A 25,868-nucleotide genomic window follows, 5' to 3' on the forward strand; every position below is an offset into this window, starting at 1 on the left:
GCCAAAATTATTCGGCAGCTTTTGCCATCGGATTGTTCGGATGCGTCGTCCAGTTGGCATAATCAGGCTGCACCTCCAAACCGGTACGCGGATCAATCTCTCCGGCTGGCATTGGTTCCATCGAGATACACCCATCAACCGGGCAGACATCCACACATAAGTTACAGGCGACGCATTCGTCATCCATAACCTCGAACACGCGATCATCCGACATCGAGATCGCTTGGTGGCTGGTATCCTCGCACGCCGCATAGCAGCGGCCGCATTTGATGCACTGATCTTGATCGATCTTGGCCTTGGCTACGTAGTTCAAGTTCAAATATTGCCAATCGGTCACGTTCGGAACGGCCATGCCGACGATTTCCGAAACGTCCTGGTAGCCTTTTTCGTCCATCCACTTGGACAGGCCAGCCGTCAGTTCATCAATGATCTTGAACCCATAGGTCATGGCCGCTGTGCAGACTTGCACGGTGCCACAGCCCAACGCCATGAACTCTGCCGCATCGCGCCATGTGGTTACGCCACCGATGCCGGATATCGGCAGTCCATGAGTGGCCTGCGCCCGCGAAATCTCGGACACCATCGACAGCGCGATCGGCTTCACCGCCGGACCACAATAGCCGCCATGGCTACCCTTGCCATCAATCGAAGGCTCGGGGCTGAACGTGTCCAGATTGACACTAGTGATCGAGTTGATCGTGTTGATCAGTGACACCGCATCCGCGCCACCATTTTTCGCCGCAGCTGCAGGTTTGCGAATATCAGTGATGTTCGGTGTGAGCTTCACGATGACCGGACGGTCATAGTATTGTTTGCACCAGCGTGTGACCATCTCGATGTATTCCGGCACCTGCCCCACGGCAGACCCCATGCCGCGTTCGCTCATTCCGTGCGGGCAACCAAAGTTCAGTTCGATCCCATCTGCGCCAGTCTCAGCCACACGCGGCAGGATGGCCTTCCACGCCTCTTCCTCGCATGGCACCATGATCGAGGCGATCAGAGCGCGGTCCGGATAGTCGGCCTTGACCCGCGCCATTTCTTCAAGGTTCACCTCAAGTGGGCGGTCGGTGATCAGTTCGATATTGTTCAAGCCCAGCAGTCGGCGATCCGCGCCATAGATCGCGCCATACCGAGGCCCGTTCACGTTCACGACCGGAGGCCCCTCGGACCCCAACGTTTTCCATACGACACCGCCCCATCCGGCCTCAAATGCGCGGCGTACATTGTATTCCTTGTCAGTCGGCGGCGCCGAGGCCAGCCAATACGGGTTCGGGCTTTCGATGCCCAGAAAGTTTGTCTTCAAATCAGCCATTTATCCGGCCTCCCTGATGCAGATCAGCATCTTCATCTTTTCCCAAATACTCACAGCGCAACTTCACCGTTACGCGGTCAGGCTTGCGTGGATGTCCATCGCGGCATCACGACCCTCAGCCACGGCAGTCACAGTCAAGTCTTCTCCACCCGCCGCACAGTCACCCCCGGCCCAGACGCCGTCTATCGAGGTGCGTCCTGCCCCTGTCACAGCGATCTTGTTACCAGCCAGCGCCAAACCGTCCGGTGCACCCTCCAGCGTCTGACCAATCGCCTTGAGAACCTGATCCGCAGCCAAACGGATCGTTTCTCCTGTGCCTGTCAGTTGACCATCCTGACTGGAAGTATACTCCAATTCGATCTCTACCGCCGCCCCGTTTCCGTGCACGGCGACCGGCTGCACATTGGTCATGATCTTGACGCCATGCGATGCGGCCAGGTCTTGTTCGTATTTACTGGCCCCCATGGCATCACGGCCACGGCGATAGGCGATAGTGACATGTTCAGCGCCCAGCAGACTGGACTTCACCGCCGCGTCCACTGCGGTCATGCCGCCACCGATAACAACCACGTTGCGCCCCACCGGCAAGCTTGCAAGATCAGAAGCCTGACGCACATCCGAGATGAAATCGACGGCAAACCGAACGCCGTCCTTCTCTGCCCCTTGCGCCCGCAGAGCGTTCACTCCGGCCAATCCAATGGAAAGGAATACCGCGTCGTAGTTTTCAACCAGACCGTCCAGCGAGATGCCCTCGCCCAGAACCGAGCCCGACTCGATGGTGATGCCACCGATCTTAAGCAACCACTCCACCTCAGCCTGCGCAAAGTCATTGGTCGATTTGTAAGCAGCGATACCATATTCATTCAGGCCGCCCGGTTTTGGCTTGCTTTCATGAATCACGACATCATGACCCAGCATCGCTAACCTATGTGCACAAGCGAGACCTGCTGGCCCTGCCCCCACTACAGCGATGGTTTTGCCGGTTAGTGCGGCCCGCGCAAACGGATGATCACCCGATGCCATCACGCTGTCCGTCGCATAACGCTGCAGTCGGCCAATCTCAACCGGAGCCCCCTCGGCGGTTTCACGCACACAGGCCTCTTCGCACAGTGTTTCGGTCGGGCAAACCCGGGCGCACATGCCGCCCAAGATATTCTGCGCCAGAATGGTCTCGCCTGCGGCTTCGGGTTGTCCGGCCTGAATCTGGCGCATGAACAGCGGAATATCGATATCCGTCGGACAAGCCGTCACACATGGCGCGTCATAGCAGAAATAGCACCGATCTGCGGCCACAGCGGCCTCATGTGCGGCCAATGGTGGATGCAGATCAGTAAAATTCGAGGTCAGTTCATCGCTGGAAAGCCGCCCGGAAACAATGCCGGGGGCCATCTGGCCCTGTGCCATCGCTCTACTCCCTGTAGATATGTTTGTTATGATCTCAGCTTGCCACAATTAAATTTTTTATCAATTGGTAAAATTTATAAAATCACCAAAAACTCGAAAAACCCGGTCTTTTTGGCCAAACTCCAACTAAAACCGCCTGTTTTTCTGGCAATACGAGGCCCCAGCTTACACAGACAACCGCGCGCAAGCCTCAATTTGCTTGCATTTCACACGATTGCGAAGCTTCCACGTATCTGGTTTTGACGGGCAATGCTGCGTGCTGTAGGTCGAAGATAACCCGAGCAGCGCCGGTCAGCGGCCACGAAACCGAAAGTCATCCGATGCAGGCCAGCACCCCAAAATTCAACATCGTCATCATCGGGCAAAACAACCGATTACAGTACGAAGCGCTTTTGTTTGCAGCCTCTCTGCGCCATAGTTCGCCGAATTTCACGGGCCGGTTGTTTGTTACCGTACCGCAGCCCGGCCCGCGATGGCAGCAAGACCCAAGCATCCAAAATGAAGACGTTCTTAAAGCTTTGCGGCAGTTGGATGCCGAAATACTGCCTTTTGACAATCACGTCTTTGGTCAAAGCTATCCCTATGGGAACAAGATAGAAGCACTACTGGCCCTGCCCGAAGGTGAACCCTTTGTATTCTTCGACAGTGATACATTGATCACCGGAGATCTGACGTCTGTACCCTTCGATTTCAGCCACCCCGGCGCTTCGCAGAACGTCGAAGGCACGTGGCCAAAGCCAACGCTTTATGGCCCCGGCTTTGATGGCATTTGGAACGCCCTGTACCGTCGCTTTGATCTGGATTTCGAAAGCTCGCAGGATACCAGTCAGCCAATGGATTACTGGCGACGCTATCTGTATTTCAACGCGGGCTATTTCTTTTATTCCTGCCCGCGGCGGTTCGGAGAGCGGTTTCTGGACTATGCCCGCACGATTCGGGATGAAGATATCCCGGAACTGGCCGGGCAGAACCTTGATCCCTGGTTGGATCAGGCAGCGTTGCCCTTGGTCGTGCACTCCTTCGGCGGGGGGCGCGATGCCCTGCCCGCTGGGCTGCTGGACGGTTCCGTTAGTTGTCACTACCGCCTGTTTCCGCTGCTTTATGCCCGTGAAAGCGACCATGTGATTGAGGTTTTGGAAACCGTGGCGGCCCCCAACCGGGTCAAAAAAGTGCTCAAGGGCTATGACCCGATCAAAAAGTTGGTTCTACAACGAAAGGGCCACAAGATCCGGGCGCTGTTCGACCGGGAAAACCTGCCACAACGAGAGCAGGCAATTCGCAATACGATCAGGAACAACGGCCTGTGGATGCGCTGACTGGGTTGTTGTGCGAAGGCCTGCAATCGCCTAGAGATTCTGCAACACACATTCCAACAGGAGATTTTAAGGATGTCTGACGGCCCTACCTACGGTTTTGACACACTGCAAATTCACGCGGGCGCACGGCCTGACCCGGCAACAGGGGCGCGTCAGACTCCGATTTACCAAACAACGGCTTATGTATTCCGCGACGCTGATCACGCGGCTGCCCTGTTCAACCTGCAAGAGGTGGGCTTTATCTATTCCCGCCTGACCAACCCGACCGTGGCTGTTCTGCAGGAACGCATCGCCACGCTGGAAGGTGGCGTTGGCGCGGTATGCTGTTCCTCGGGGCACGCGGCGCAGATCATGGCGTTGTTCCCGCTGATGGGGCCGGGATGCAACGTGGTCGCTTCCACGCGTCTTTATGGCGGCACTGTTACGCAGTTCAGCCAGACCATCAAACGTTTCGGCTGGTCGGCCAAGTTCGTCGACACCGACGATCTGGACGCTGTCAAAGACGCAATTGACGAGAACACCCGCGCAGTGTTCTGCGAGTCCATCGCCAACCCCGGCGGCTATGTCACCGATATCCGCGCGCTGGCAGATGTGGCCGACGCAGCGGGCATTCCACTGATCGTGGACAACACCTCGGCCACTCCGTACCTGTGCCGCCCGATTGAACACGGCGCGACTCTGGTGGTGCATTCGACAACCAAGTATCTGACCGGAAACGGCACAGTCACTGGTGGCTGCATCGTGGATTCGGGCAAGTTCGACTGGTCGGCGAATGACAAGTTCCCCTCGCTCAGCGAACCGGAACAGGCCTATCACGGTCTGAAGTTTCACGAAACGTTCGGCCCACTGGCATTTACCTTCCACGGAATCGCAATCGGCCTGCGCGATCTGGGCATGACCATGAATCCGCAAGCGGCGCATTACACCCTGATGGGGATCGAAACCCTGTCCCTGCGGATGGAACGCCACGTAGAGAACGCTCAGAAGATCGCCGCCTGGCTCGAAGCCGATGACCGCGTGGAATATGTCACGTATGCTGGCCTACCCTCTTCGCCGTATCATGACCGGGTCAAAGCGCAGTACAAGAAGGGTGCCGGGGCGCTATTCACCTTTGCAGTCAAGGGTGGGTATGACGCCTGCATCAAGCTGGTCAATGCGCTGGAAATCTTTAGCCATGTGGCCAATCTGGGCGATGCGCGGTCGTTGATTATTCACTCAGCCTCGACCACTCACCGCCAACTGACACCCGAACAGCAAGAGGCTGCAGGGGCCGGACCGGGTGTCGTTCGAGTGTCCATCGGCATCGAAGACGCTGACGATCTGATTGCCGATCTGGATCAGGCGCTGGCCAAAGCTACGGCTTGAATGATGAGCGGACACGACACCAACGACCTAGGCCAACCCATCGGCCAGCCGGTTTCGGGCGATTTTCCACGCCCGACACCGCCGTACACTCCGATGAACGGCCAATATTGTTCCGTCGTACCGCTGGACATTAATCGGCACGCGCCCGGTCTTTACCGGGCCTTCGCCAATGACACGGACGGTCGCAACTGGACTTATCTGCCCTATGGACCGTTTGACAGTGAGCAGGATTTTGTTGACTGGACCCGCACGACCTGTATCGACGCCGATCCGATGTTCCACACCGTGTTGAATAGAAATGACACGCCTGTTGGCATGGCCTCGTTTCTGCGGATTGAACCAGCGGCGGGCGTGGTCGAAGTTGGCCATATCCACTTTTCACCCTTGCTGCAGCGCAGTCCGAAATCAACCGAGACCATGTTCCTGATGATGCGCCGTGTGTTCGACGAGTTGGGATATCGCAGATACGAATGGAAATGTGATGCACTAAATGCCCCATCCTGCCGCGCGGCTGAGCGCTTGGGCTTTACCTTCGAGGGCATTTTCCGTCAGGCGACCCATTACAAAGGCCGCAATCGGGATACGGCGTGGTACTCGATCCTCGACACCGAGTGGCCCCGTATTCGCACCGCGTTCGAGGCTTGGTTGTCTCCGGACAATTTTGATCAGGCGGGCCAGCAACGCGAACCGCTGAAAGCCCGTGCTGAGGGTTAGTCGGAAATCCCGAATTCCATAGAGACATTGACCGAGACTGATACTTCGCCACCAGCTACGGGGACGCCACCACCTTCAGCCATGGCCATGGCACGCATCTGCGGCGCAGGGCGGACGCCACCTACCAGTTCGCTGATTTGCTGAACTTCACCCAAAGAAACGTTGGCCGCCTGCGCCAGTTGCTCGGCTTTTGCGGTCGCCTCGGCCACGGCCTTGGCACGCGCCTGCGCCTGTAGTGGTGCAGGATCCTGCACGCCAAAGCTCAGCCCCCCAAAATTGTTGGCCCCGTCATGAATAACTGCATCCATGATCGTTCCAAGTTGCGTCAGGTCACGAACGCGGACCTGAACATTGTTGGAGGCGACAAAGCCGGAAATCTCGGGCCGTTCGCCGCTTGAATTGTTGCGCCCGGACCAGACCGGAGACAGCGACAGATCGCGGGTCTGAACGTCCCGGGCTTCGATCCCCATGTCGTCCAATCGTTTCAGAATCTGCGCAACCGCATCGGATGTCGCCTGCATCGCAGTTGACGCTTGCGGATCTTCATTCGTCACCCCCAATGTTATGGTTGCCATGTCAGGCGCGGCCTGAACAGTGCCGACGGCATCCACCGTGATGCGACGTTCTTCCGCATGGGCCAAACCTGCTGCGGTCACGGCCATCAATGCGACCAGAAAAGCGATTTTCTTCAAGGTCTTCCCTCCAAATTCCTCATAATCAACATGGGGACAGCACGGCCCGTTGAACAAGGGGAAGCTTTTGCTTTTTCTTTCCCTCGGCGGGTTCCTGCTTTAATGTCAGCCTGCGGACGAGAAGTCGTTTGCATTGATGCTGACAATTATGGTTCCACGGGAATATGAAACCCGCCTTTGCGCTGTCTTTTTCTTCAACCGCAATATCTGTGCACCACCAATCGGATGACGATTGGTTCTGTATTGGTGAGGTTGCTCTGGACGCGCCAGACTTGAACGCGCAGTTGCACGCGTTGCGGGACAAAGCCTTTGCCTTGGAAAACAATCTAAGCTGCAAACTCATGCTTCCAACTGATCAGGTTCGCTTCGTGTCGACAGAGGCAGACGGGCAAACCTCCGAGGAAAGCACGCGTCAGATGCAAGCTGCGCTGGCTGAATCCACACCCTATTCGATTGATGAGCTGGTCTTTGACACAGCAACCGTCGGCACCACTATCTATTTGGCCGCCGTCACAAAACAAACATTGGACGAGGCGCGTGATTTTGCATCAGAGCACGGTTTCGTTCCGGTTCAGTTCGCCGCCGAATCCGAGCCTGAAGATTTCCCGACCGAAGCGCTGTTTCTGGCACCTGAAGGTCCGGTAAGCCCAAGTGAAACCTCCCTCGAGACAGATGCAAACGAGGCGACCGATCCGACGCCGACGGCCCACCCCATTGCGGATATGACGCCCCCAGAGGCGTTCCGGTCGGCACCAGAAGCTGGCGCTCGCGCCAAAGCGTCCACAGATTTGCCTGCAAAACGTTACGCTATCCCGGCAGCAGTTGCTTTTACCGTCGCAGTGGTATTGGGCGTCTGGGTGCTGAGCGGATCGGATGACGCTGACCAGTCGATCCCACAAACAGCACAAACCGACGACAAACCTCTGGCGGAGGATACCCAGCCAGATATCGTTGCAGAGGTCTTGAGCGAAATCGAAGAGCCTCCCCTAGAAACCACCGAAGTAGACGCTGAAGCCGCCTCATCCGAGCCTAGCCTGCCAGATTCCACCGAGGCGCCTCAGCCTGAACTGTCACCCACGGATGCCGCGATCCTTGAGGCGTTAAACGTCGCACCGACAATTGTCCAAGAGGTCACTCGCGACCCGGAACCACAGGGCCTTCCACCTCAAACCGGCATTTCCGTTTCAGTCCCTGCGCCACTGGCAGCCCCGGCACTTCACAGTGAGGAAGAGCCCTATCTGGCCTCCGTCGACAACTCCAACTTATCCAATGATGCCATTGCCTTGCCCCCGGTCGAAAGCTTTGACACCGACGCCCCCTTTGAACAGGTCGCGCCGCCCGGCGTTGCGGGCACCCGGTTTGAACTGGATGATCGTGGTCTGGTCACACCCAGCATTGAAGGTACACCGAATCCGTCAGGGGTTACTATTTACCTTGGCCGGCCATCAAAAGTACCGCCTGAACCGCCTGTACGTTTCGAACAGGAACCTGAACCTGAAGGCACCTCGGACAGGTTGGCCGAGCTGCGCCCGAAACCGCGCCCTAGCAACCTGATTGAGCGTTTCGAGCGGCAGCAATTGGGCGGTCGTACGCTTGAGGAGCTTGCTGTTCTACGCCCCAAGAAGCGCCCCGAATCGCTGCAGCAAAAAGTAATCGACTACACTCCAACCGCTCTTGCCGTCGTCCGCGTACCACGCCCAAAACCGCGCCCTGCGGGGTTGGCACCATCCTCGGGAACCCAAACTGCCAACCTGGGCTCAACGGCTGCCATTGTTCAGGACGAGGCTGGGTCGTTCCAGCCCAAGGCTGTTGCACCCAAAATCCCATCTACCGCATCCGTCGCACGGCAAGCGACGATCGACAATGCGCTGAACTTGCGCAAACTGAACCTGATCGGAGTCTACGGCACGCCTGCCAATCGCCGGGCCCTGGTGCGCTTGCCCAGCGGCCGATACAAAAAGCTGAAAGTCGGCGACAGGCTGGATGGCGGTAAGGTAATCGCGATTGGCGATACTGAGCTGCGCTATCAGAAAAAAGGTCGGAACGTGACGCTGAAAATGCCGCGCGGGTGAAGGTTTGGGCGGGTTACCCCGCCCAAATTGGTTTAAGTTACGAAATCAAGCCGCTGAAATCTCGCCATTTTCAATCTGCTCTCGCTCAATGGATTCGAACAGAGCTTGAAAGTTCCCCTCACCGAATCCGTCATCGCCTTTGCGCTGGATGAACTCGAAAAATATCGGTCCGATCACGGTTTTTGAGAAGATCTGCAAAAGGATCCGAGTCTCACCACCGTCCAGAACGCCTTCGCCGTCGATCAGAATGCCGTGTTTCATCATCCGGTCCAGCGGTTCTTCGTGATCCGCAACACGGTCTTTGGACATATCGTAATATGCCTTGTTCGGGCCAGGCATGAACTTCAGTCCCTTTTCGGCAATCGCATCGGTCGAGGCATAGATGTCTTCACTGCCCACCGCGATATGCTGAATCCCCTCGCCCTTGTACTTGTTGAGGTAGGATACGATCTGCCCGGTTTCACCCCGATCCTCGTTGATCGGAATACGAATACGTCCGCAAGGCGATGTCAGGGCACGGCTGTATAGGCCGGTGTATTTGCCCTGAATATCGAAAAACCGGATCTCGCGGAAGTTGAACAGCTGTTCGTAGAACTTGAACCATTTGTCCATATTCCCGCGATAGACGTTATGCGTCAGGTGATCGAGGTAATAGAACCCATCACCGCGCGGCTTGGATTTTGAAGTCCAGGTGAACTTATGGTTGTAGGGTGAAGTGTCATGGTATTGGTCGATGAAATAGATCAACGATCCACCAATCCCCTTGATCGCCGGCACATCCATCACCTTATCCGCCGTATCATAGGGTTCGGCACCTTTGGCCACTGCATGTTCATAAGCTTTCTGCGCGTCCACTACACGCCACCCCATTGCGGGGGCACATGGGCCGTGTTCATCCACAAAACGGGCAGCAAAGCTTTTGGAATCCGCGTTGAGAATATAAGTCACGTCGCCCTGCTGCCAAAGTTCGACTGCAGGTTTGTTCGTGTGATGAGCAACCTTTTCGAACCCCATCTTGGAGAAAAGATCGCGCAATTCCTGCGGGTCAGGATGTGCAAATTCTACGAACTCAAACCCGTCAGTGCCGACAGGGTTTTCCTTGCTGATGGTGGATTTCGGGGCGTTATGAGGGAAAGGGCCCATGGCGCTTCTCCTTGAAACAGGAATTTCTTTGCTGATTCTAAAATATGCCTTATCTTGCGCTGTTTCTGCGCATAGTATCCGTGTAAACTCAGTGTGTGTGCGCTGAATCCGCATCATTTGACCAATTTATGGAGAAAATCCGCATATGCTGGATTCCATCGACATGCGCTTACTGTCTGCGCTGCAGGTTGATGCCCATCTGACGGCGCATCAACTTGGCGACTTGCTGAACCTGTCAGCCAGCCAGGCCGGACGGCGGCGGCAACGGCTCGAGGCTGAGGGCTACATCACCGGCTATGCCGCCAGACTGGACCCGCTGAAACTCGGGCTACATGTACAAGGATTCGTTCAGGTTCATCTGGGCACCCATGGCCCCGAACAATCCGAGAGTTTCGCGCGGATGGTGGACACCCGCCCCGAAATCACCAGCGCCTGGACGATGACCGGAGAGGCAGATTATCTGCTGCACGTTTATTGTGATGACCTTGCAGCGCTCAATCGCTTGCTTCATCAGGTGATACTGCCGCATCCTGCGGTGGCACGGGTTCAAAGCCAGATCGTGATGGACCAACTGAAACGCGACGCCCCATTGCCCACCTGACCTGACTGAAAGGACCAACATGGACGACTTCCTCTACCAGGCTTCGATCTATCTGGCTGCTGCCGTGATCGCCGTGCCGTTATCGGCCCGTCTGGGGTTGGGATCCGTGCTGGGGTATCTGGCCGCCGGCATCGTTATCGGTCCCGTGTTCGGCCTTGTCGGAGCCGAAACGGAAAGCCTTCAGCACGTGGCCGAATTTGGCGTGGTCATGATGTTGTTCCTTATCGGTCTGGAATTAGAGCCGCGCGCCCTGTGGGATATGCGAGACAGGCTTTTGGGGCTGGGTGGATTGCAGGTCGGCTTGTCCACCGCAGCCATCGCCTGTGTCGCCATGTATGCCAACCACCCGTGGTCGGTTGCCTTGGCTGTCGGACTTACGTTGTCTCTCTCTTCAACAGCGATTGTGCTTCAGACCCTGTCCGAGAAAGGTTTGATGCAGACCAATGGCGGCAGAGCCACATTTTCGGTGCTGCTGACGCAGGATATTGCCGTCATCCCCATTCTGGCCCTGCTGCCCCTACTGGCTTTACCGGCTATACCCCATATCAACCAAGACGGGTCTATCGACCGCGGCGTCAAAGACCTGCATGACACCGCGCATCACAGCCTTTCCCTGGTCGAAGGACTGCCAGGATGGGCCGTTACACTTGTCACCATCGGCGCCATTGCGTTTGTCATACTTGCGGGCGTGTACCTGACCCGCCCTCTATTCCGCTTTATTCACGCCACCCGCCTGCGCGAGATGTACACTGCGCTGGCCCTGATGATCGTTGTCGGAATTTCCTTCCTGATGACACTGGTTGGCCTCTCGCCTGCTCTGGGCGCATTTCTGGCAGGTGTGGTTTTGGCAAGTTCAGAATTTCGGCACGAAATGGAAAGTGACCTTGAACCCTTCAAGGGTCTGTTTCTGGGTCTGTTCTTCATTACCGTTGGTGCAGGAATCGACGTAGCCTATTTCTTCAATGACCCGTTGGAGCTGTTTGGGCTGGCGCTTCTTGTGATACTGACCAAGGGGGCCATTCTTTTCTTGGTCGGACGTGCCTTCAAGCTTCGTGGGCGGGATCACTGGCTGTTCACTCTCGGCCTTGCACAGGCGGGGGAGTTTGGCTTTGTCCTGCTGGCCTTTTCCACGCAGCAAAACGTCATCCCTCCTGATCTTTCGCAGAAATTGCTGATGATCATTGCCCTGACCATGTTGATCACACCACTGTTGTTCATCATCTACGACCTACTATCCCGGCGGATCGGTGAAGGAACACCGCAACAGGAACCAGACGAGATTGATGAAAAAGGCCCGGTGATCATCGCTGGAATCGGGCGGTTTGGGCAGATCGTAAATCGGTTGGTCCGCGCCAGCGGCTTTAAGACGGTTGTTCTGGACCATGACATTGAAACCGTTCAGCTCATGCGTCGTTTTGGGGTCAAAGGGTTTCTGGGTGATCCCACGCGGCCTGAATTGCTGCGCGCAGCGGGGCTGGAAAAAGCGGCCGTTCTGGTCGCAGCAATGGACGACCGAAAGACTGTAACACGTCTGGTAAGCTATGCACGACGCCAGCGTCCGGATCTTCACATCATCGCACGCGCCCATGACCGCACCCACGTGTACGAGCTGTATCAGGCTGGCGCCAACGATATTGTGCGCGAGATGTTCGACAGCTCACTTCGGGCCGGTCGTTATGTGCTCGAGAATGTCGGCCTTAGCGAATATGAGGCCGCGCAGGCCGAGCAAACCTTTTATCATCACGACCGCGAGTCGATCCGCGATCTGGCCGAGCTTTGGATCCCGGGTACACCAACGGCAGAGAACAAGAAATACATCGAACGTGCCCAGCAATTCGAAAAACAGCTGGAAACCGAGCTGCTGGAACTGGCTGAAAAACACGATCAGAAATCAGCCTGATCCGAATACTCGGATCAGGCCAACTATGTTATCCGTCTGAAACTCCTGCCTCAGCAAAGGTAGCCATGCCCGAATGGCAGGCCACCGCACTTTTCAGGATATTGATGGCCAACGCGCCGCCGGACCCTTCACCCAGTCGCAGACCAAGGTTTAACAGGGGTTGCTTGCCAAGTTTTTCCAGCACAGCGCCATGGGCGCCCTCGGCGCTTTGATGTCCTGCAACGGCATGATCCAGCGCCCCGGAAGAAACATCCGCCAGACAGGCTGCTGCGGCTGAGCAGATGAAACCGTCCAGAATAACTGGAATGCGCAGAACGCGAGCCGCTGCGATAGCTCCGGCCATGGCCGCAATTTCGCGCCCACCGAGGCAACGTAGAATATCCAACCCATCGCCGGCATTCGCATGCAAAGCAACGCCTTCAGTCACCACGCGGGTTTTGTTGGCCAGACCAGCATCATCAACCCCGGTTCCCCGCCCAGTCCAATCTGCCGCGTCTCCGCCGAACAGAGCGCAAGCGATAGCAGCGGCTGGGGTGGTGTTGCCGATACCCATCTCGCCGACCACCAGTAGATCGGCATCCGGGTCAACAGCATTCCAACCGGTGCGCAAGGCAGACAGTAACTCGGCTTCGGTCATGGCTGGCTCGGTCGTGAAGTCAGCCGTTGGGCGGTCCAACTCCAACGCATGCACATCCATTGTCGCGCCTGCGGCTTTGGCCAATTGGTTGATCGCAGCCCCGCCATGTTCAAAATTCATCACCATTTGCACGGTTACTTCTGGCGGAAAGGCAGACACACCTTGCGCCGTGACGCCGTGGTTCCCGGCAAACACAATGACCTGCGGGGCGGCAATCTGCGGGCGGGCATCCCCACGCCAGCCAGCATACCAAATTGCCAGATCCTCTAGCCGCCCCAACGCGCCAGGCGGTTTGGTCAACTGGCCATTACGGTCAGCGGCCTCTTGCAGTGCAGTTTCGTCCAGGCCCGGGGCTCGGGTCAGAGCATCACGGAAAGTTTTCAGATCAATAAGTTCGGGCAGCATCTAAAGCCTCGTTGCATCAGAGTGGTCCTGTGTGTTTAACCGAAGCGTCCAAACCAACAAGACCCTGAAAGGCGCAGGAGTGCATAAAAACGACACCAACCTGTTTTCCGCATGGGATATTCCTTTGGCGCTGGTCCTGCTGACCCGCCTACCCATGCCGCGCCTGCCCGAGAAAACCTTTGCCCGGCAGGCAGATGCCGCATGGGCCTTTCCCGTTGTCGGGCTGATCGTCGGCGCATTGGCTTGCGTGGTCGGCTGGGTTGCAATGGCGCTTACCCTTCCCGCAATAGTCAGCGCGGTTGTCGTAATTGCGGTTCTTGTCATGACCACGGGTGCCATGCACGAAGATGGATTGGCCGACACTGTGGATGGGCTTTGGGGAGGTTTTGACCGAGAGCGGCGGTTGGAAATCATGAAAGACAGCCATATCGGTACCTATGGGGTTTTGGCGCTGATATTCTCGCAGCTCGCGCGGATCACCCTGATCTCGGCCCTGCTGATCAGCGAAGCTTACGCTGCGATTCTTGCCGCCTGCATCCTGTCTCGTGCGTTCATGCCGGTTTTGATGACGACCTTACCGAATGCAAGGTCCAGCGGCCTGAGCCATTCGGTCGGAGGGCCACGTGCTGTGACAACAATCACGGGTCTCGGGCTGGCTCTGATTTTCGCCCTGTTTTTGATGGGTGTCAGCGCCTTGTGGCCCACTGCCGTTGCCGCACTGATCGCCGCGGGACTAGCCGCCACGGCACGAGCCAAAATTGGCGGCCAGACTGGTGACATTCTGGGCGCAACCCAACAAGTGACCGAGCTTGCGTTTCTGGCAATAGCAGTTGCCGCGCTTTAAGATGTACCGCCGGTCTCGATCCTCAGAGTTCCTCCGCAGTGCTTACAATGCACAGCGTCAGGGTCATGACGGTAAAGGCCGCAGCTTGGGCATTTATGGCGCACTTTCTGAGGCATGAATATCGCCTGCGCCAGACGCACGAACAGGGCCACCCCAACAACCATAATGAACACCGAAAATAGTTTGCCGCCCGGCGTGGCCAGGGTGATATCCCCAAACCCGGTTGTCGTCAGTGTCGCCATGGTGAAATAGAGCGCGTCGATATAAGCGTGCTGGCTATCCTCAGGGATGAAAAACACCAAAACCGCCGTCGAGGTTGCGAATACAAACACCAGCAAGTTGATGGCCGCGATGACTGCGTCTTCGTGCGTTCGGAAAAACTGACTGTCACGCCTCAGATCCCGAAGCAGGTGATAGGAATGGATCAGCCTCAAGGCGCGCAAAATCCGAACGAACGCCAAATTTCCGGGCAAAAAAGGTTCAAGCAACAATGAGATGATCACGACAATATCGGCCAGCGTGTAGATTTTGCGTAGAAGCCTCCAACGGTCCTTCGCAATCCACAGCCGCGCCAGAAAATCCAACAGAATGATAAAACCGACAGCCAAACTGGCAAAGGTAAGTCCCGGTCCGTGAGGCATATTTGCCGTCGACACGAAAAATACTATCGAGACCGCGTCAAACAAGATCAGGCAATATCGGAACCAGACCGAAACCGGCTCATGCGCGATGTATAGAAACTTAACGGTTTGCTTCAGTCTATCCATGTATCCGCCTCTGGTTGTTGAGAAATTAGCGGCAAAAGCAGATTTCACCAAGACCAGACACGAAAAAGGCCGCTCCCAGCAGGAGCGGCCTGAACTTCAGTTTTCCGAGCTTTTAAGCGGCGCGCGAGGTCAGAACCTCATCTACTTGCTTCGCAGCCGAAACTTCACCGGCACCGGACACAGCAGCCACTTCGCGTGTCAGGCGTTCAAGTGCGGCTTCGTACAGCTGACGTTCGGAATAGCTCTGCTCGCGCTGGTCGTCGGTGCGGTGCAGGTCACGAACAACTTCGGCAATCGAGATCAGATCGCCCGAGTTGATCTTCTGTTCATATTCCTGCGCCCGGCGCGACCACATGGCGCGTTTCACCTTGGCCTTGCCTTTCAGCGTTTTCATCGCTTGGCTGATAACGTCAGGCGAGCTGAGCGAGCGCAGGCCGGATTCAGTGACCTTGTTGGTCGGAACGCGCAGAGTCATCTTGTCTTTTTCAAATGAGATGACGAACAGCTCAAGCGAATATCCCGCGACTTCTTGTTCTTCGATCGAGATTATCTGACCCACGCCATGCGCGGGGTAAACAACGTAGTCGTTGGGGCGGAACTCAAGCTTTTTCGACTTAGACATACAGGTTCATCCTTAATTACAGAGCGAGACACGGACGACAAAATACCCAAGCCGGAGCCGCGTTCGGCCCCGTCAGGCGGTCATTTTGTCACTAAATCAGAACTCCAAAGCTATCATACTTACGGAGCACATCCCCATCTCATTCATCATTCTGCTTACAAGTGTATCACAAATTTACGACGCCCGAAAGGTCACGCCCATTGCCAGTCGTGAATCCTTATATTTTTCAAGACGCTAAATCCCGCTTCTACACCTGAACCGACGAGTTCAGAGAGCGAATCGCTTAGCCACCTTCGCCGGGCGCTTCTGAGAAATACTTCTCCATTTTGCCCTCTTCGCCGTCGCGTTCCTCTGCCTCGGGCAGCGGATCTTTCTTGGTTACGATCACCGGCCACTGTTCCGAGAACTTCCGGTTGAATTCGACCCACTGGTCCATTCCCGGCTCAGTATCGGGGCGGATGGCATCAGCAGGGCATTCGGGTTCGCACACACCGCAATCGATGCATTCATCGGGATGAATGACCAACGTATTCTCACCTTCATAGAAACAATCCACCGGACAGACTTCGACGCAGTCGGTGTATTTGCAGGCGATGCAGTTTTCGGTGACGACATAGGTCATGGTCGGAATCCCATTTACGGTTTGGGCGTCTAGCTAATCCAGTATTATACCGTCTTCAAGAGCGGATCAGCCCTTGCAGGTGCGAGAAAGATCAAGCGCGCGCCGATCTTTCTTTGTCGGACGACCTTTTCCCTCAAAACCGGGGTTCTTAAGGGACGCTTCCTGCTTTTCCGTCATATCGAAGTACAGCGTTTGCGCCTCGGGGGCCGGACCGCGGCGCTCACCCAGCTTTTCGATGCGCACAACCCGCACAATACACGCCTGCGGGAAGGTCAAAACGTCCCCGGGCGCCACGGCTTGCGCTGGTTTCAGCACCCGGTTTCCGTTCAGCCGTACATGGCCGCCGCTGACCAGTTTTGCGGCCAGGCTGCGGGTCTTGAAGAACCGCGCCTGCCACAACCATTTGTCGATCCGCAGCTTGGCCTCAGCCATCGACGATCAGTTACCGTCCTTCAAACCCATCAGCGCAGCTGCAAACGGGTTATCGGGATCGATAGCCTTTTCCTTTTTCGGAGGCCGCGATGAGAAGGACTTGGCACCTTGCGGCTTACCCCCCTTCTTACCCTGCGGTTTGCCGCGTCCATCCTGAGGCTTGCCGCGCGGTTTGCCCTTACCCTGCCCTTGCCGCGGTTCACGGCGAGGGCCACGGTTGGCCTGACGCTGACGACCCCAGGTAAAGGTGTAAAACACTTCGATTTCGGGTTCATCCGCTGCCGGAGCCTCGGCTGCCGCCTCGGTGCTTTCGGTGGCCTCGGCTGACGCCTCGGCAGATGTGGCGACCTCTTCGGTAGCCGCCTCGGGCGCCGGGGTTTCTTCGGCCGCTGATTGCTCAATCGCTTCGGCGGTCGGTTGCTCTGCCGGGGCAGGCTTCACCTTTTCACGCTCACCGCGCTCGGCGTTGTAGCCCAGCCCCTTCATCAGATCTGCAAACTGTTCTAGCGTCATGCCGGTGATCGACAACATGTCGGGCTTGGCTTCAAACCCGCCACGGCTGTCTTCGGCACGAAGCATATCGGCCAGACGTTCCAGCATGTCGATCCGGATCGAACGCTCGCCCGCATCGCGGTAGCCGCACATCGTATCGTAGCCCTCGGGCGCGTCTTTAGCGATAGGTACGGTGACCAGCCCCGGAGGCGGCGCTTCGGGGAACTCCTGCAGCCCATTGGCCAGCGCCCAAAGAACCAGACGCAGGCGCGTGGGTGCAGGTTTCAGCAGTAACGGCATGAAGATGGTAAATTGGCCGAACCGGATGCCGTGCTTGCGCAGGGCACCACGGGCGTCCTGATCCAGATCCTTGACCTCTTGCGCGACGCCTGAACGCGGCAGCACGCCCAGCGCTTCGACCATGCGGAAGGCAAAACCTTTGGCCAAACCGGTCAGTTCTTCGTCGCGCGACAGGTTCAGCAGCGGCTCGAACAGCGCGGCGACCTTGCGGTCGATAAAGTGCTGCAGACGGCGCTGCACTTTCTGTTCGACATCCGGCCCTGCGGCCTCATCCACAAAAACCTCGACCATCGGCTTAAGCGGTTCTGCCCCGGCAACCAGTTTGCCGACGGCGTATTCGCCCCACATCAGACCACCCTGATCGGTAAAATCAATCTCGGTATCGGGCGCATTATAGAAGCGGTCGGCACGCAGATGGAATTGCGGCGCGAGTGCTTGCAGGGATGCCGATTTCAGAGCTTTCGCCTCGGTCCCTTGCGCGCTTTTGTCCGGACTAAACCGGAACCCTTCCAGACGACCGACGAATTCGCCTTCGACGGTCACTTCACCCTTGTCATTTACTTCGGCCAAAAGGGCCTCCTTCTGTTTGAGCCGGCGCAGCAACACAGATGTGCGCCGGTCCACAAATCTTTGCGTCAGTCGGTCATGTAATGCGTCCGACAGCCTGTCTTCTACAGTGCGCGTTTCGTCACGCCAATGCGATTCGTCACGGACCCAGCCGTTTCGTTGCGCAACATATGTCCAAGTGCGAATATATGCCAATCTTTTGGACAACGCATCAATGTCTCCGTCGGTTCTGTCGATCCGGCGGATTTGCCGCGCCATAAAGTCATCGGGGATCGAACCGCACTCATGCAAGTGGCCATAGATCACTTCGAGCAAGCTGGCGTGTTCTGCGTGGCTGATACCTCGAAAATCGGGGATTCGGCACACATCCCACAGCAAACGGATGGATTGCGGATCGCTGGCACGGGCTGCAACCTCGGTCTCTTGCGACAGCGATTTTAACACATTCAGGTCGTCGGCGGGCCGTGCCTTGATCAAATGCTCGTCATTCGGGCTGACCTCAAGCGAGTGGATCAGCGCGTCGATGGAACCAAACCGCAAAGCAGCACTCCGCCAGTTCAGCTTTTTCATCGGCGTGAAACGGCTGTCCATGATTGCCTGTGCGACGCCTTCATCAAGCGGCGGGGCTTCGCCGGTCACACCGAAGGTGCCGTCGGACATGCCGCGCCCTGCTCGACCAGCAATCTGAGCCAGCTCGTTGGGCGCAAGCGGGCGCATCCGGCGGCCGTCAAACTTGCTGAGGGAGGAGAACGCCACGTGGTTCACATCCAGGTTTAGCCCCATCCCAATGGCGTCCGTGGCCACTAGGTAATCCACCTCACCATTTTGATAGAGTTCAACCTGTGCGTTTCGCGTGCGTGGGCTGAGCGCGCCCATGACCACAGCCGCCCCTCCCTTTTGACGACGCAGCAGTTCCGCAATCGCATAGACGCTATCGACCGAGAACCCGACGATGGCGCTGCGCGGTGGCATGCGGCTGATCTTCTTGGACCCCGCATAGACCAGTTGAGACATGCGCTCACGCCGGACAAACTGCGCCTCGGGCACCAGAGCAGCGATAGGGCCACGCATCGTGTCGGATCCAAGAAACAGCGTCTCATTGGTGCCACGTGCCCGCAGTAGACGATCGGTAAAGACGTGGCCCCGTTCAGGGTCGGCACAGAGTTGGACTTCGTCGATGGCTACAAAATCAGCGCCCATGCCCTCGGGCATCGCTTCAACCGTGCAGACCCAATATTGAGTACGAGGCGGCACAATGCGCTCCTCGCCCGTGACCAATGCCACAACGGACGGGCCGCGAATGGCGACGATCTTGTCATAGACCTCGCGCGCCAGCAGACGCAGCGGCAGACCGATCACTCCGGTCCGATATCCCAGCATCCGCTCAATCGCGTAATGGGTTTTACCTGTGTTTGTTGGGCCCAGAACGGCCACTATTCGGGATGACCCGCTCACCTTTGCCCCCTGCCCCTGTTCGTCAGAGGGCCGAGCCCTCGACCTGAGGCTTCAGTCGATTCACCGCATTGGTTACTTCTTCATGATGAGGATGTATAGCCAGCGCTCTCTCATAGGCCTCAAGCGCCTTGTCGGGCTGTTCGATGATCTCGAAAATCAGTCCCAGTCCGAAAATGGCCTCATAATTATTTGGGTTTAGCGCAAGCGCATGCTCCAGATCGGCGGCTGCCATGCCAAACCGATCCATCCCGAAAAATGCCGAGGCCCGCATGTGCCACCCTTCGGCAAAGCCGGGCGCGTGGTCTGTCAGAGCCGTCAGGTGTTCTATGGCGGTCACAGTATCCCCGACATCCAACGCCTCGCGCCCACGTTCCAGCAAAAGGTCAGCCGAAGCGGAACCCGACTGCGACCACAAAGCTTTGAGCTGACGATCAATACCAACCGCCTGTTCCGGCGTGGATTGTACCAGCTGTTGCAAAAGCTCGGCCTCATCCTTCGAATCCGCCTGCTGCGCCAAAGAACTGGCGGAAAACATGATCGTGACAAAAAGTGCCGCGACGATACCTTTGAGATTGGTTGTTGCAATGCCCATAACAATGTTCAGTGTAGCGTTGCGACCGGCGATGTCCATTCACGGCGCAGAAACAATATGAGGAACACCATGAGCGACATTCTCGAAAAGGCGGCAGCCGCGCTGAACGACAAACTTTCTGGCGGCGACTTCGACGCTTCTGCCAAGTTTGCCATCTCGGATCTGGGCGCAATTATTCTGGACGCGAATGGCGCCCGTGTCAGTGATGACGATGCAGACGTCACCCTGACTGCAGATGCCGACACGTTCGAGCAGATCCTCAACGGCGACCTGAACCCGACCGGTGCGTTCATGTCCGGTAAGTTGAGCGTTGACGGTGACATGGGTATCGCCATGAAGCTCGCCTCGGTGCTGGCCTGATGGAGCTTTCGCCGGCCCCTTTTTACGAAGGCGTGGCCGGCGGCCCCGCTGGCGGAGCAGCCCATTGGCTGACGACTGCTGATAACACTCGTATTCGCGTCGGCCACTGGTGCCCTAAGGGCGATACGAATGGCACGGTGATGATGTTCCCCGGCCGAACGGAGTATATCGAAAAATACGGCGACGCTGCGCGTGAATTTGTTGATCGTGGATTTGCGTTTCTAGCCGTCGACTGGCGTGGTCAGGGGTTGGCGGATCGCCTGCTGGATGACCCCCGCGTCGGGCATGTAGATCAGTTCACCGACTATCAACAAGATGTGCATTCCACACTGGAGCTTGCGACAGAATTGGGCTTGCCAAAGCCGTGGTATGTGATCGGCCATTCGATGGGTGGCGCGATCGGCCTGCGCGCAGTGCTAGAGCGTGATTGCTTTACGGCTTGCGCCTTTACCGGCCCGATGTGGGGAATCTTTTTCACGCCCCTGATGAAACCACTCAGCCGGTTGACCGCCTATTGGGGGCCCCGGCTTGGGCTGGGGGAAAAGAAGCCTCCGACGACCTCACTGGAAAGCTATGTGGTTTCACAGCCGTTCGAGGGCAACATGCTGACCCGCGATCCGGCAATGTACCAGATGATGAAAGATCAACTGGCGGCGCATCCTGAAATGGCGCTTGGTGCGCCCTCAACCATCTGGCTGCGTGAAGCACTGGATGAATGCGCCTGGTTGATGGAGCAAACGGCTCCGGCAACACCTTGCCTTACCTTCCTGGGCACACACGAACAAATCGTCGACCGCAAGGCGATCCGCGACCGGATGGCAAACTGGCCCAGCGGCACCTTGGTCGAAATCCCCGACGGAGAGCATGAAGTGCTAATGGAGGCACCAGATGTGCGTACGCCCGTCTTCGACCAACTGTCAGCACATTTCCTGAACGCGCAATCCGGCGCGACAAACGGGACGGAATAATCCGGCTAAAGAAAACCTCATGCAAAGGCGGCTTGTGATCCAGGCCGCCCACGCCTAGATGTTTGCCAAAGCAGATATTCCGAGGTGATCCATGCGCGACCTTCCCTATCCCGTCCGTGACGCAAACGCAGCCGGAGGAACCGGCGATCTTGGCAACCTGCCGGAATGGGATTTGACCGACCTGTACAGCTCGGAAGAAGCGCCGGAACTGGATCGCGATCTGGAATGGCTTGAGGGCGAATGCGCCGCCTTTGCCGCCGATTACGAAGGCAAACTGGCCGATCTGGATGCCGAAAGCCTGCTGAACTGCGTTCAGCGAAACGAAAAAATCAACTCGATCGCCGGTCGCATCATGTCTTTCGCGGGCCTGCGCTATTACCAACTGACCACTGACGCAGAGCGCGCTAAATTCCTGTCGGATATGCAGGAAAAGATCACCGTTTTCACCACTCCGCTGGTATTCTTCACGCTGGAGATCAACCGCATAGACGATGACGCGCTAAAGGCACATTTCGATACGAATGCCGATCTGGCCCGTTACGAGCCGGTTTTCCGCCGCATCCGCGCGATGAAACCCTATCAGTTGTCTGATGAGTTGGAGAAATTCCTGCACGATCTCGGTGTTGTCGGCGACGCTTGGGAACGCCTGTTCGACGAAACCATCGCCGGTCTTACATTTACTGTCGACGGTGAAGAACTGAATATCGAAGGCACTCTGAACCTGCTGACGGAACAGAACCGCTCTAAGCGCGAGGCAGCGTCTCGCGAATTGGCAAGCGTGTTTCAGGACAACATCAAAACCTTCGCCCGCGTTCACAACACGCAGGCCAAGGAGAAGGAAATCATCGACCGCTGGCGCAAGATGCCGACGGCCCAGACTGGTCGGCATCTGTCAAATGACGTCGAACCCGAGGTCGTCGAAGCCCTGCGTGAGGCAGTAGTGGCCGCCTATCCAAAGCTTAGCCACCGCTACTATGAACTGAAGCGAAAATGGCTCGGTCTGGACGTCATGCAGGTCTGGGACCGCAATGCGCCCTTGCCGATGGAAGACACCCGTATCGTCGGCTGGAATGAAGCCGAGAAGACGGTAATGGAGGCTTATAATGCATTTGATCCCCGCATGGGTGAAATCGCGTCACCCTTTTTCTCGAAGGGATGGATCGACGCGGCAGTGAAACCGGGCAAGGCTCCGGGCGCATTCGCGCACCCGACCGTGACCGAGGTTCATCCGTATGTGATGCTCAACTATCTGGGCAAGCCGCGTGACGTGATGACACTGGCGCATGAGCTGGGCCATGGCGTGCATCAGGTGCTGGCTGCAGATCAGGGTGAGATGCTCTCGTCGACGCCCCTGACACTGGCCGAAACCGCATCAGTTTTTGGCGAAATGCTGACCTTCCGCAAGATGCTGGATCAGGCCGAAACGCCGGAACAGCGCAAGGTTCTGCTGGCCGGTAAGGTCGAAGACATGATCAACACCGTTGTCCGGCAAATCGCCTTCTATGACTTCGAATGCAAGCTGCACGCGGCCCGCCGCGAAGGTGAACTGACCCCTGACGATATCAACGCGCTGTGGATGAGTGTTCAGGCGGAAAGCCTTGGCCCGGCATTCGAATTCATGGAGGGTTACGAGACCTTCTGGGCCTATATCCCGCACTTCGTCCATTCACCCTTCTACGTCTACGCCTATGCCTTCGGCGACGGTTTGGTAAACGCATTGTATTCCGTTTACGAAAGCGGTGCCGAGGGTTTCGAGGACAAGTACTTTGAAATGCTGCGCGCCGGAGGGTCCAAGCATCACAAAGAACTGCTGGCCCCGTTTGGCTTGGACGCCAGTGATCCAAAATTCTGGGACAAAGGTCTGTCGATGATCTCAGGTTTCATCGACGAACTGGAAGCTATGGAAGGCTGATCACTTCTGGCTTTTGGTCGTCAGGAACACAGCAGCCACGATCAACGCGCCCCCAAGGGCTGCAATCGGCGTGATTGCGGCCCCAAGAAACAGCGCCGAGTTGATGAACGTGAACACGACCGAGGCGGCGAACATCAAGGTCGCCGTCAGGGTCGAAACCCGCGCGGCGGCCTCGTACCACAGGTAATAGGCCAGCGCGGTTGGAAGCACCCCAAGCAGGAATAAGAAAACAACGTCATTGACCGTTGGCACCTGCAGCGAAAGCGCGGCCAGTGGCAGCAACAGCACGCCTGCGCACATGAATATCCCGAATAGGAAATTCAAACGCTCTGCAGTCGATTCCGAATTGCGCATCGCACGGCTGCTAGAAATCAGGAAAACTGCCCAGCTTAGACCGGCACCAATTTCAAGCAAATCACCGAATAAGGGTTCTCCACCCCCTTGGAAATCCTGATAAACCGTTAGAAAAACACCAATAATTGCAAGTGCCGTGGCCAGCACATCCGTGCGTGTGACGGGTGTATCGGCAAAGAAGTACAAAAACACCAGCACAAAGAAAGGTGCTGTGTTTTCAAGAACCATAGCGTTGGCTGCACCGGTATGTTCCAACCCAATATGGAATAGAATGTAATTGACGACCGTCGACAAAACCGCCAGCCGAAAGTTCCAATCGCTCAGTTGGATAGATACCGACACCCGCATTACGCGCAGCATGCAATAGATGGCCAGTGCCGCAATAAACAGGCGCGTCACTGCAATCTGCAACCCGCCCAGATCGCTGGTGAGATAGCGCACAATGACGCTGTGCGTACCCCAAAGGAAAGCTGCCAAAAACCCGAGCACCAGACCATTTTTCAACAGATTGGCTTTGGGCATCAAACTGCCCGCCTACTTTAACTGACTGTCTTTGGAGCCGCGCCTATTGATCCCTGCCCGTGCCTTAAAAGTTCCATCGCGATCCTGTTGGCAGTCCAGGCACAATTTGACCCCCGGCAAAGCCATACGCCGCTTCTCAGGGATAGGCTCTTCACATTCGGCGCAATGGGTCAGGCTTTCCCCGACTGGTCGCTTTTGCGCCTGCATCCGGGCCAGTTCATCCGAAATGGACGCTTCGATCTGTTCGCTCACCGCGCCATCGCGTGCCCAGCCACCTGCCATGGGTCTCCTCCTAATCAGGTGACAGCCAGACTAGATCAGCCAGACCGCACGTGGCAAGTCAGAGGGGCACAGCGCCCGCAAACACCTTGTCGATCATGTCTTGCGTTCCGCGCGAAAACTCCAGCGGACACGGGTAATCCACGCCTTCACGCACCGTCCGGCAAAATGCCTCGACCTGCAGCCTATAGTGGTCGTCTCCGGGAAAACGCGTGATTTGTACTTCAAGTCCGGGGCGATGCAGTTCTACACGCGCTTCGCCGAAGACCCGAGCGTTGAACGGAGCAGTCAGGCGGATAACGCCACCTTCGCCGTGAAACACCATTTCCTGATGTGGATGCATCCGGATCGAAACATAACTGGAATAGGTAAACCCCGGAAACTGCGCGCGAATCTCGGTAAAGGCGTCAATGCCATCTTCCCATCGGATCGCGGATTGCACTTCAATCGGTTCCTGCCCGGTCGCAAATCGCGCGCCACCGATGACATAAACACCGATGTCGCGCAGCCCACCGCCACCTGTTTCGGCACGGTTGCGGATATTCGTCGTATCAGCCCGATTGTCAAAGCTGAAGGCCCCGGTCACATGCACCAATTTGCCAATGGCACCATCCGCAATCAGTTTCCGCACAAATTGCCACTGCGGATGATGTACGATCATATACGCCTCTGCCGCCAGCAGCCCCGTCTGATCACGCTTTTGGATCAGGGTAGTGAACTCGGGCGCGCTCATCGTCATGGGCTTTTCGCATAGCACATGTTTCCCGGCCTCAAGCGCCCTGAGACTCCATTCCACATGCAGGTGATTGGGCAACGGGATGTAGACAGCCTCGATCAGCGGGTCAGCCAACAACGCGTCATAGTCGGCGTAAACCTTCAAGTTGGGGCAAAAAGCCTGAAACGTTTCGGCTTTGGCCGCACTTGAAGTCGCCAGACCCGTCAGTTGCGCGCCTTCGGCGGCGTGAATTGCGGGGGCCATATATTGGCGCGCGAACTTTGCAGCACCCAATACGCCCCATTGAACGGGTTTGTGCATATTCTTCTCCGGCATAAGTACTCAACAGCGAATCTGTCTGTTATCGCTAACATCGCATCTCTATCAGATGAACGACATTAAGTCAGACGTTTCTCGGGATCGAACCCTCGTAATCTGCATCCCACATTGAAGCTGAACGCAACAATGTGATCAAGCGCTGCCCGTAGAAACAAAAAAGCCCGC

At 56.8% G+C, this 25,868-nt stretch carries 24 protein-coding genes; 10 read left to right on the forward strand and 14 right to left on the reverse strand.

The annotated features are described in order from the left end of the window. Positions 1 to 7: 7 nt before the first annotated feature. Both preA and GOW93_RS02310 read right to left on the reverse strand, forming a co-directional pair. Positions 8 to 1,312 (reverse strand): NAD-dependent dihydropyrimidine dehydrogenase subunit PreA, encoded by a 1,305-nt coding sequence (preA, locus tag GOW93_RS02305; RefSeq protein WP_170381444.1) that lies wholly within the window; start codon positions 1,310 to 1,312, stop codon positions 8 to 10. A 69-nt stretch (positions 1,313 to 1,381) separates the two neighbouring features. After that, the gene (locus GOW93_RS02310) at positions 1,382 to 2,716 is read right to left on the reverse strand and encodes an NAD(P)-dependent oxidoreductase (protein WP_170381445.1); all 1,335 of its coding nucleotides are present in this window, start codon (positions 2,714 to 2,716) and stop codon (positions 1,382 to 1,384) included. A 320-nt stretch (positions 2,717 to 3,036) separates the two neighbouring features. Between GOW93_RS02310 and GOW93_RS02315 the strand changes: the two genes are divergently transcribed. From GOW93_RS02315 to GOW93_RS02325, 3 genes are all read left to right on the forward strand, one after another. Continuing rightward, the gene (locus tag GOW93_RS02315) at positions 3,037 to 4,032 is read left to right on the forward strand and encodes a hypothetical protein (RefSeq protein ID WP_170381446.1); all 996 of its coding nucleotides are present in this window, start codon (positions 3,037 to 3,039) and stop codon (positions 4,030 to 4,032) included. A 72-nt stretch (positions 4,033 to 4,104) separates the two neighbouring features. Next, positions 4,105 to 5,397 (forward strand): O-acetylhomoserine aminocarboxypropyltransferase/cysteine synthase family protein, encoded by a 1,293-nt coding sequence (locus tag GOW93_RS02320; protein ID WP_170381447.1) that lies wholly within the window; start codon positions 4,105 to 4,107, stop codon positions 5,395 to 5,397. A 3-nt stretch (positions 5,398 to 5,400) separates the two neighbouring features. Continuing rightward, positions 5,401 to 6,111, forward strand: coding sequence for a GNAT family N-acetyltransferase (locus GOW93_RS02325; protein ID WP_170381448.1), 711 nt, complete (start codon positions 5,401 to 5,403; stop codon positions 6,109 to 6,111). On the opposite strand, the gene GOW93_RS02330 is transcribed toward GOW93_RS02325, so the two are convergent. Then, complete coding sequence (locus GOW93_RS02330; protein ID WP_170381449.1) at positions 6,108 to 6,803, reverse strand: SIMPL domain-containing protein; 696 nt, start codon at positions 6,801 to 6,803, stop codon at positions 6,108 to 6,110. The genes GOW93_RS02325 and GOW93_RS02330 overlap by 4 nt on opposite strands. Before the next feature lie 164 nt (positions 6,804 to 6,967). Between GOW93_RS02330 and GOW93_RS02335 the strand changes: the two genes are divergently transcribed. Further along, on the forward strand, positions 6,968 to 8,875 hold the full coding sequence (locus GOW93_RS02335) for a hypothetical protein (RefSeq protein WP_170381450.1): 1,908 nt from the start codon (positions 6,968 to 6,970) through the stop codon (positions 8,873 to 8,875). A gap of 45 nt (positions 8,876 to 8,920) precedes the next feature. Here the strand turns inward: GOW93_RS02335 and hppD are convergent, their stop codons facing one another. Further along, complete coding sequence (gene hppD, locus GOW93_RS02340; RefSeq protein ID WP_170381451.1) at positions 8,921 to 10,018, reverse strand: 4-hydroxyphenylpyruvate dioxygenase; 1,098 nt, start codon at positions 10,016 to 10,018, stop codon at positions 8,921 to 8,923. Between the two features lie 145 nt (positions 10,019 to 10,163). On the opposite strand from hppD, the gene GOW93_RS02345 reads away from it, so the two are divergent. Next, positions 10,164 to 10,619, forward strand: a complete 456-nt coding sequence (locus GOW93_RS02345) for an Lrp/AsnC family transcriptional regulator (protein WP_170381452.1) — start codon at positions 10,164 to 10,166, stop codon at positions 10,617 to 10,619. 19 nt (positions 10,620 to 10,638) lie between these two features. Further along, the gene (locus GOW93_RS02350) at positions 10,639 to 12,519 is read left to right on the forward strand and encodes a monovalent cation:proton antiporter-2 (CPA2) family protein (protein ID WP_170381453.1); all 1,881 of its coding nucleotides are present in this window, start codon (positions 10,639 to 10,641) and stop codon (positions 12,517 to 12,519) included. A 28-nt stretch (positions 12,520 to 12,547) separates the two neighbouring features. Here GOW93_RS02350 and cobT read toward each other — a convergent pair whose 3' ends face one another. Then, a complete protein-coding gene (gene cobT, locus GOW93_RS02355) occupies positions 12,548 to 13,561 on the reverse strand; it encodes a nicotinate-nucleotide--dimethylbenzimidazole phosphoribosyltransferase (RefSeq protein WP_170381454.1) in 1,014 nt (337 codons plus the stop codon). 79 nt (positions 13,562 to 13,640) lie between these two features. On the opposite strand from cobT, the gene cobS reads away from it, so the two are divergent. Then, positions 13,641 to 14,405 (forward strand): adenosylcobinamide-GDP ribazoletransferase, encoded by a 765-nt coding sequence (gene cobS / locus GOW93_RS02360; RefSeq protein WP_170381455.1) that lies wholly within the window; start codon positions 13,641 to 13,643, stop codon positions 14,403 to 14,405. On the opposite strand, the gene GOW93_RS02365 is transcribed toward cobS, so the two are convergent. The 6 genes from GOW93_RS02365 to GOW93_RS02390 all read right to left on the reverse strand — a co-directional run bounded on the left by GOW93_RS02365 (position 14,402) and on the right by GOW93_RS02390 (position 20,293). Beyond that, positions 14,402 to 15,172 (reverse strand): ion channel, encoded by a 771-nt coding sequence (locus GOW93_RS02365; RefSeq protein WP_170381456.1) that lies wholly within the window; start codon positions 15,170 to 15,172, stop codon positions 14,402 to 14,404. The two genes, cobS and GOW93_RS02365, sit on opposite strands and share 4 nt — an antisense overlap. 112 nt (positions 15,173 to 15,284) lie before the next feature. Continuing rightward, positions 15,285 to 15,794: a CarD family transcriptional regulator gene (locus GOW93_RS02370; RefSeq protein WP_170381457.1), complete on the reverse strand. Its 510-nt coding sequence runs from the start codon at positions 15,792 to 15,794 to the stop codon at positions 15,285 to 15,287. A gap of 283 nt (positions 15,795 to 16,077) precedes the next feature. After that, entirely contained in the window at positions 16,078 to 16,416 is a 339-nt protein-coding gene (fdxA, locus tag GOW93_RS02375; protein ID WP_037307404.1) for a ferredoxin FdxA, read from the reverse strand. A 66-nt stretch (positions 16,417 to 16,482) separates the two neighbouring features. Beyond that, complete coding sequence (locus GOW93_RS02380; protein WP_170381458.1) at positions 16,483 to 16,848, reverse strand: RNA-binding S4 domain-containing protein; 366 nt, start codon at positions 16,846 to 16,848, stop codon at positions 16,483 to 16,485. Positions 16,849 to 16,854: 6 nt separating this feature from the next. Further along, on the reverse strand, positions 16,855 to 19,662 hold the full coding sequence (locus GOW93_RS02385) for a helicase-related protein (protein WP_170381459.1): 2,808 nt from the start codon (positions 19,660 to 19,662) through the stop codon (positions 16,855 to 16,857). 22 nt (positions 19,663 to 19,684) lie between these two features. Further along, positions 19,685 to 20,293, reverse strand: a complete 609-nt coding sequence (locus GOW93_RS02390; RefSeq protein WP_170381460.1) for a tetratricopeptide repeat protein — start codon at positions 20,291 to 20,293, stop codon at positions 19,685 to 19,687. 30 nt (positions 20,294 to 20,323) lie between these two features. Here GOW93_RS02390 and GOW93_RS02395 point away from each other — a divergent pair, with 30 nt between their 5' ends. The 3 genes from GOW93_RS02395 to GOW93_RS02405 all read left to right on the forward strand — a co-directional run bounded on the left by GOW93_RS02395 (position 20,324) and on the right by GOW93_RS02405 (position 23,494). Beyond that, positions 20,324 to 20,614, forward strand: coding sequence for an SCP2 sterol-binding domain-containing protein (locus GOW93_RS02395; RefSeq protein ID WP_170381461.1), 291 nt, complete (start codon positions 20,324 to 20,326; stop codon positions 20,612 to 20,614). Continuing rightward, positions 20,614 to 21,582 carry an alpha/beta fold hydrolase gene (locus tag GOW93_RS02400; RefSeq protein ID WP_170381462.1) on the forward strand — a complete coding sequence of 323 codons (969 nt, stop codon included), beginning with the start codon at positions 20,614 to 20,616 and terminating at the stop codon, positions 21,580 to 21,582. Before GOW93_RS02395 ends, GOW93_RS02400 begins: the two co-directional genes overlap by 1 nt. Positions 21,583 to 21,673: 91 nt before the next feature. Then, positions 21,674 to 23,494 carry a M3 family oligoendopeptidase gene (locus GOW93_RS02405; protein WP_170381463.1) on the forward strand — a complete coding sequence of 607 codons (1,821 nt, stop codon included), beginning with the start codon at positions 21,674 to 21,676 and terminating at the stop codon, positions 23,492 to 23,494. On the opposite strand, the gene GOW93_RS02410 is transcribed toward GOW93_RS02405, so the two are convergent. The 3 genes from GOW93_RS02410 to GOW93_RS02420 are packed head-to-tail and all read right to left on the reverse strand — an operon-like array spanning position 23,495 to position 25,685. Continuing rightward, positions 23,495 to 24,370 carry a DMT family transporter gene (locus GOW93_RS02410; RefSeq protein WP_170381464.1) on the reverse strand — a complete coding sequence of 292 codons (876 nt, stop codon included), beginning with the start codon at positions 24,368 to 24,370 and terminating at the stop codon, positions 23,495 to 23,497. It lies immediately after the preceding gene. A 12-nt stretch (positions 24,371 to 24,382) separates the two neighbouring features. Next, positions 24,383 to 24,652 carry a DksA/TraR family C4-type zinc finger protein gene (locus tag GOW93_RS02415; RefSeq protein ID WP_170381465.1) on the reverse strand — a complete coding sequence of 90 codons (270 nt, stop codon included), beginning with the start codon at positions 24,650 to 24,652 and terminating at the stop codon, positions 24,383 to 24,385. A 58-nt stretch (positions 24,653 to 24,710) separates the two neighbouring features. Beyond that, complete coding sequence (locus tag GOW93_RS02420; protein ID WP_170381466.1) at positions 24,711 to 25,685, reverse strand: Gfo/Idh/MocA family protein; 975 nt, start codon at positions 25,683 to 25,685, stop codon at positions 24,711 to 24,713. Between the last annotated feature and the right edge of the window lie 183 nt (positions 25,686 to 25,868).

This window comes from Ruegeria atlantica (assembly GCF_013032455.1).
GTDB lineage: Bacteria > Pseudomonadota > Alphaproteobacteria > Rhodobacterales > Rhodobacteraceae > Ruegeria > Ruegeria atlantica_B.

Excerpts from the sequence above, each read along its gene's own strand:
- GOW93_RS02310 (WP_170381445.1), bottom strand. The coding sequence starts at position 2,716 with ATGGCACAGGGCCAGATGGCCCCCGGCATTGTTTCCGGGCGGCTTTCC.
- GOW93_RS02370 (WP_170381457.1), bottom strand. The coding sequence starts at position 15,794 with ATGTCTAAGTCGAAAAAGCTTGAGTTCCGCCCCAACGACTACGTTGTT.
- GOW93_RS02315 (WP_170381446.1), top strand. The coding sequence starts at position 3,037 with ATGCAGGCCAGCACCCCAAAATTCAACATCGTCATCATCGGGCAAAAC.
- GOW93_RS02350 (WP_170381453.1), top strand. The coding sequence starts at position 10,639 with ATGGACGACTTCCTCTACCAGGCTTCGATCTATCTGGCTGCTGCCGTG.
- GOW93_RS02420 (WP_170381466.1), bottom strand. The coding sequence starts at position 25,685 with ATGCACAAACCCGTTCAATGGGGCGTATTGGGTGCTGCAAAGTTCGCG.
- cobT (WP_170381454.1), bottom strand. The coding sequence starts at position 13,561 with ATGCTGCCCGAACTTATTGATCTGAAAACTTTCCGTGATGCTCTGACC.
- GOW93_RS02380 (WP_170381458.1), bottom strand. The coding sequence starts at position 16,848 with ATGGCTGAGGCCAAGCTGCGGATCGACAAATGGTTGTGGCAGGCGCGG.
- GOW93_RS02410 (WP_170381464.1), bottom strand. The coding sequence starts at position 24,370 with ATGCCCAAAGCCAATCTGTTGAAAAATGGTCTGGTGCTCGGGTTTTTG.
- hppD (WP_170381451.1), bottom strand. The coding sequence starts at position 10,018 with ATGGGCCCTTTCCCTCATAACGCCCCGAAATCCACCATCAGCAAGGAA.
- GOW93_RS02365 (WP_170381456.1), bottom strand. The coding sequence starts at position 15,172 with ATGGATAGACTGAAGCAAACCGTTAAGTTTCTATACATCGCGCATGAG.
- GOW93_RS02395 (WP_170381461.1), top strand. The coding sequence starts at position 20,324 with ATGAGCGACATTCTCGAAAAGGCGGCAGCCGCGCTGAACGACAAACTT.
- GOW93_RS02405 (WP_170381463.1), top strand. The coding sequence starts at position 21,674 with ATGCGCGACCTTCCCTATCCCGTCCGTGACGCAAACGCAGCCGGAGGA.
- fdxA (WP_037307404.1), bottom strand. The coding sequence starts at position 16,416 with ATGACCTATGTCGTCACCGAAAACTGCATCGCCTGCAAATACACCGAC.
- GOW93_RS02325 (WP_170381448.1), top strand. The coding sequence starts at position 5,401 with ATGAGCGGACACGACACCAACGACCTAGGCCAACCCATCGGCCAGCCG.
- GOW93_RS02400 (WP_170381462.1), top strand. The coding sequence starts at position 20,614 with ATGGAGCTTTCGCCGGCCCCTTTTTACGAAGGCGTGGCCGGCGGCCCC.
- GOW93_RS02345 (WP_170381452.1), top strand. The coding sequence starts at position 10,164 with ATGCTGGATTCCATCGACATGCGCTTACTGTCTGCGCTGCAGGTTGAT.
- GOW93_RS02415 (WP_170381465.1), bottom strand. The coding sequence starts at position 24,652 with ATGGCAGGTGGCTGGGCACGCGATGGCGCGGTGAGCGAACAGATCGAA.
- GOW93_RS02390 (WP_170381460.1), bottom strand. The coding sequence starts at position 20,293 with ATGGACATCGCCGGTCGCAACGCTACACTGAACATTGTTATGGGCATT.
- GOW93_RS02320 (WP_170381447.1), top strand. The coding sequence starts at position 4,105 with ATGTCTGACGGCCCTACCTACGGTTTTGACACACTGCAAATTCACGCG.
- GOW93_RS02335 (WP_170381450.1), top strand. The coding sequence starts at position 6,968 with ATGAAACCCGCCTTTGCGCTGTCTTTTTCTTCAACCGCAATATCTGTG.
- preA (WP_170381444.1), bottom strand. The coding sequence starts at position 1,312 with ATGGCTGATTTGAAGACAAACTTTCTGGGCATCGAAAGCCCGAACCCG.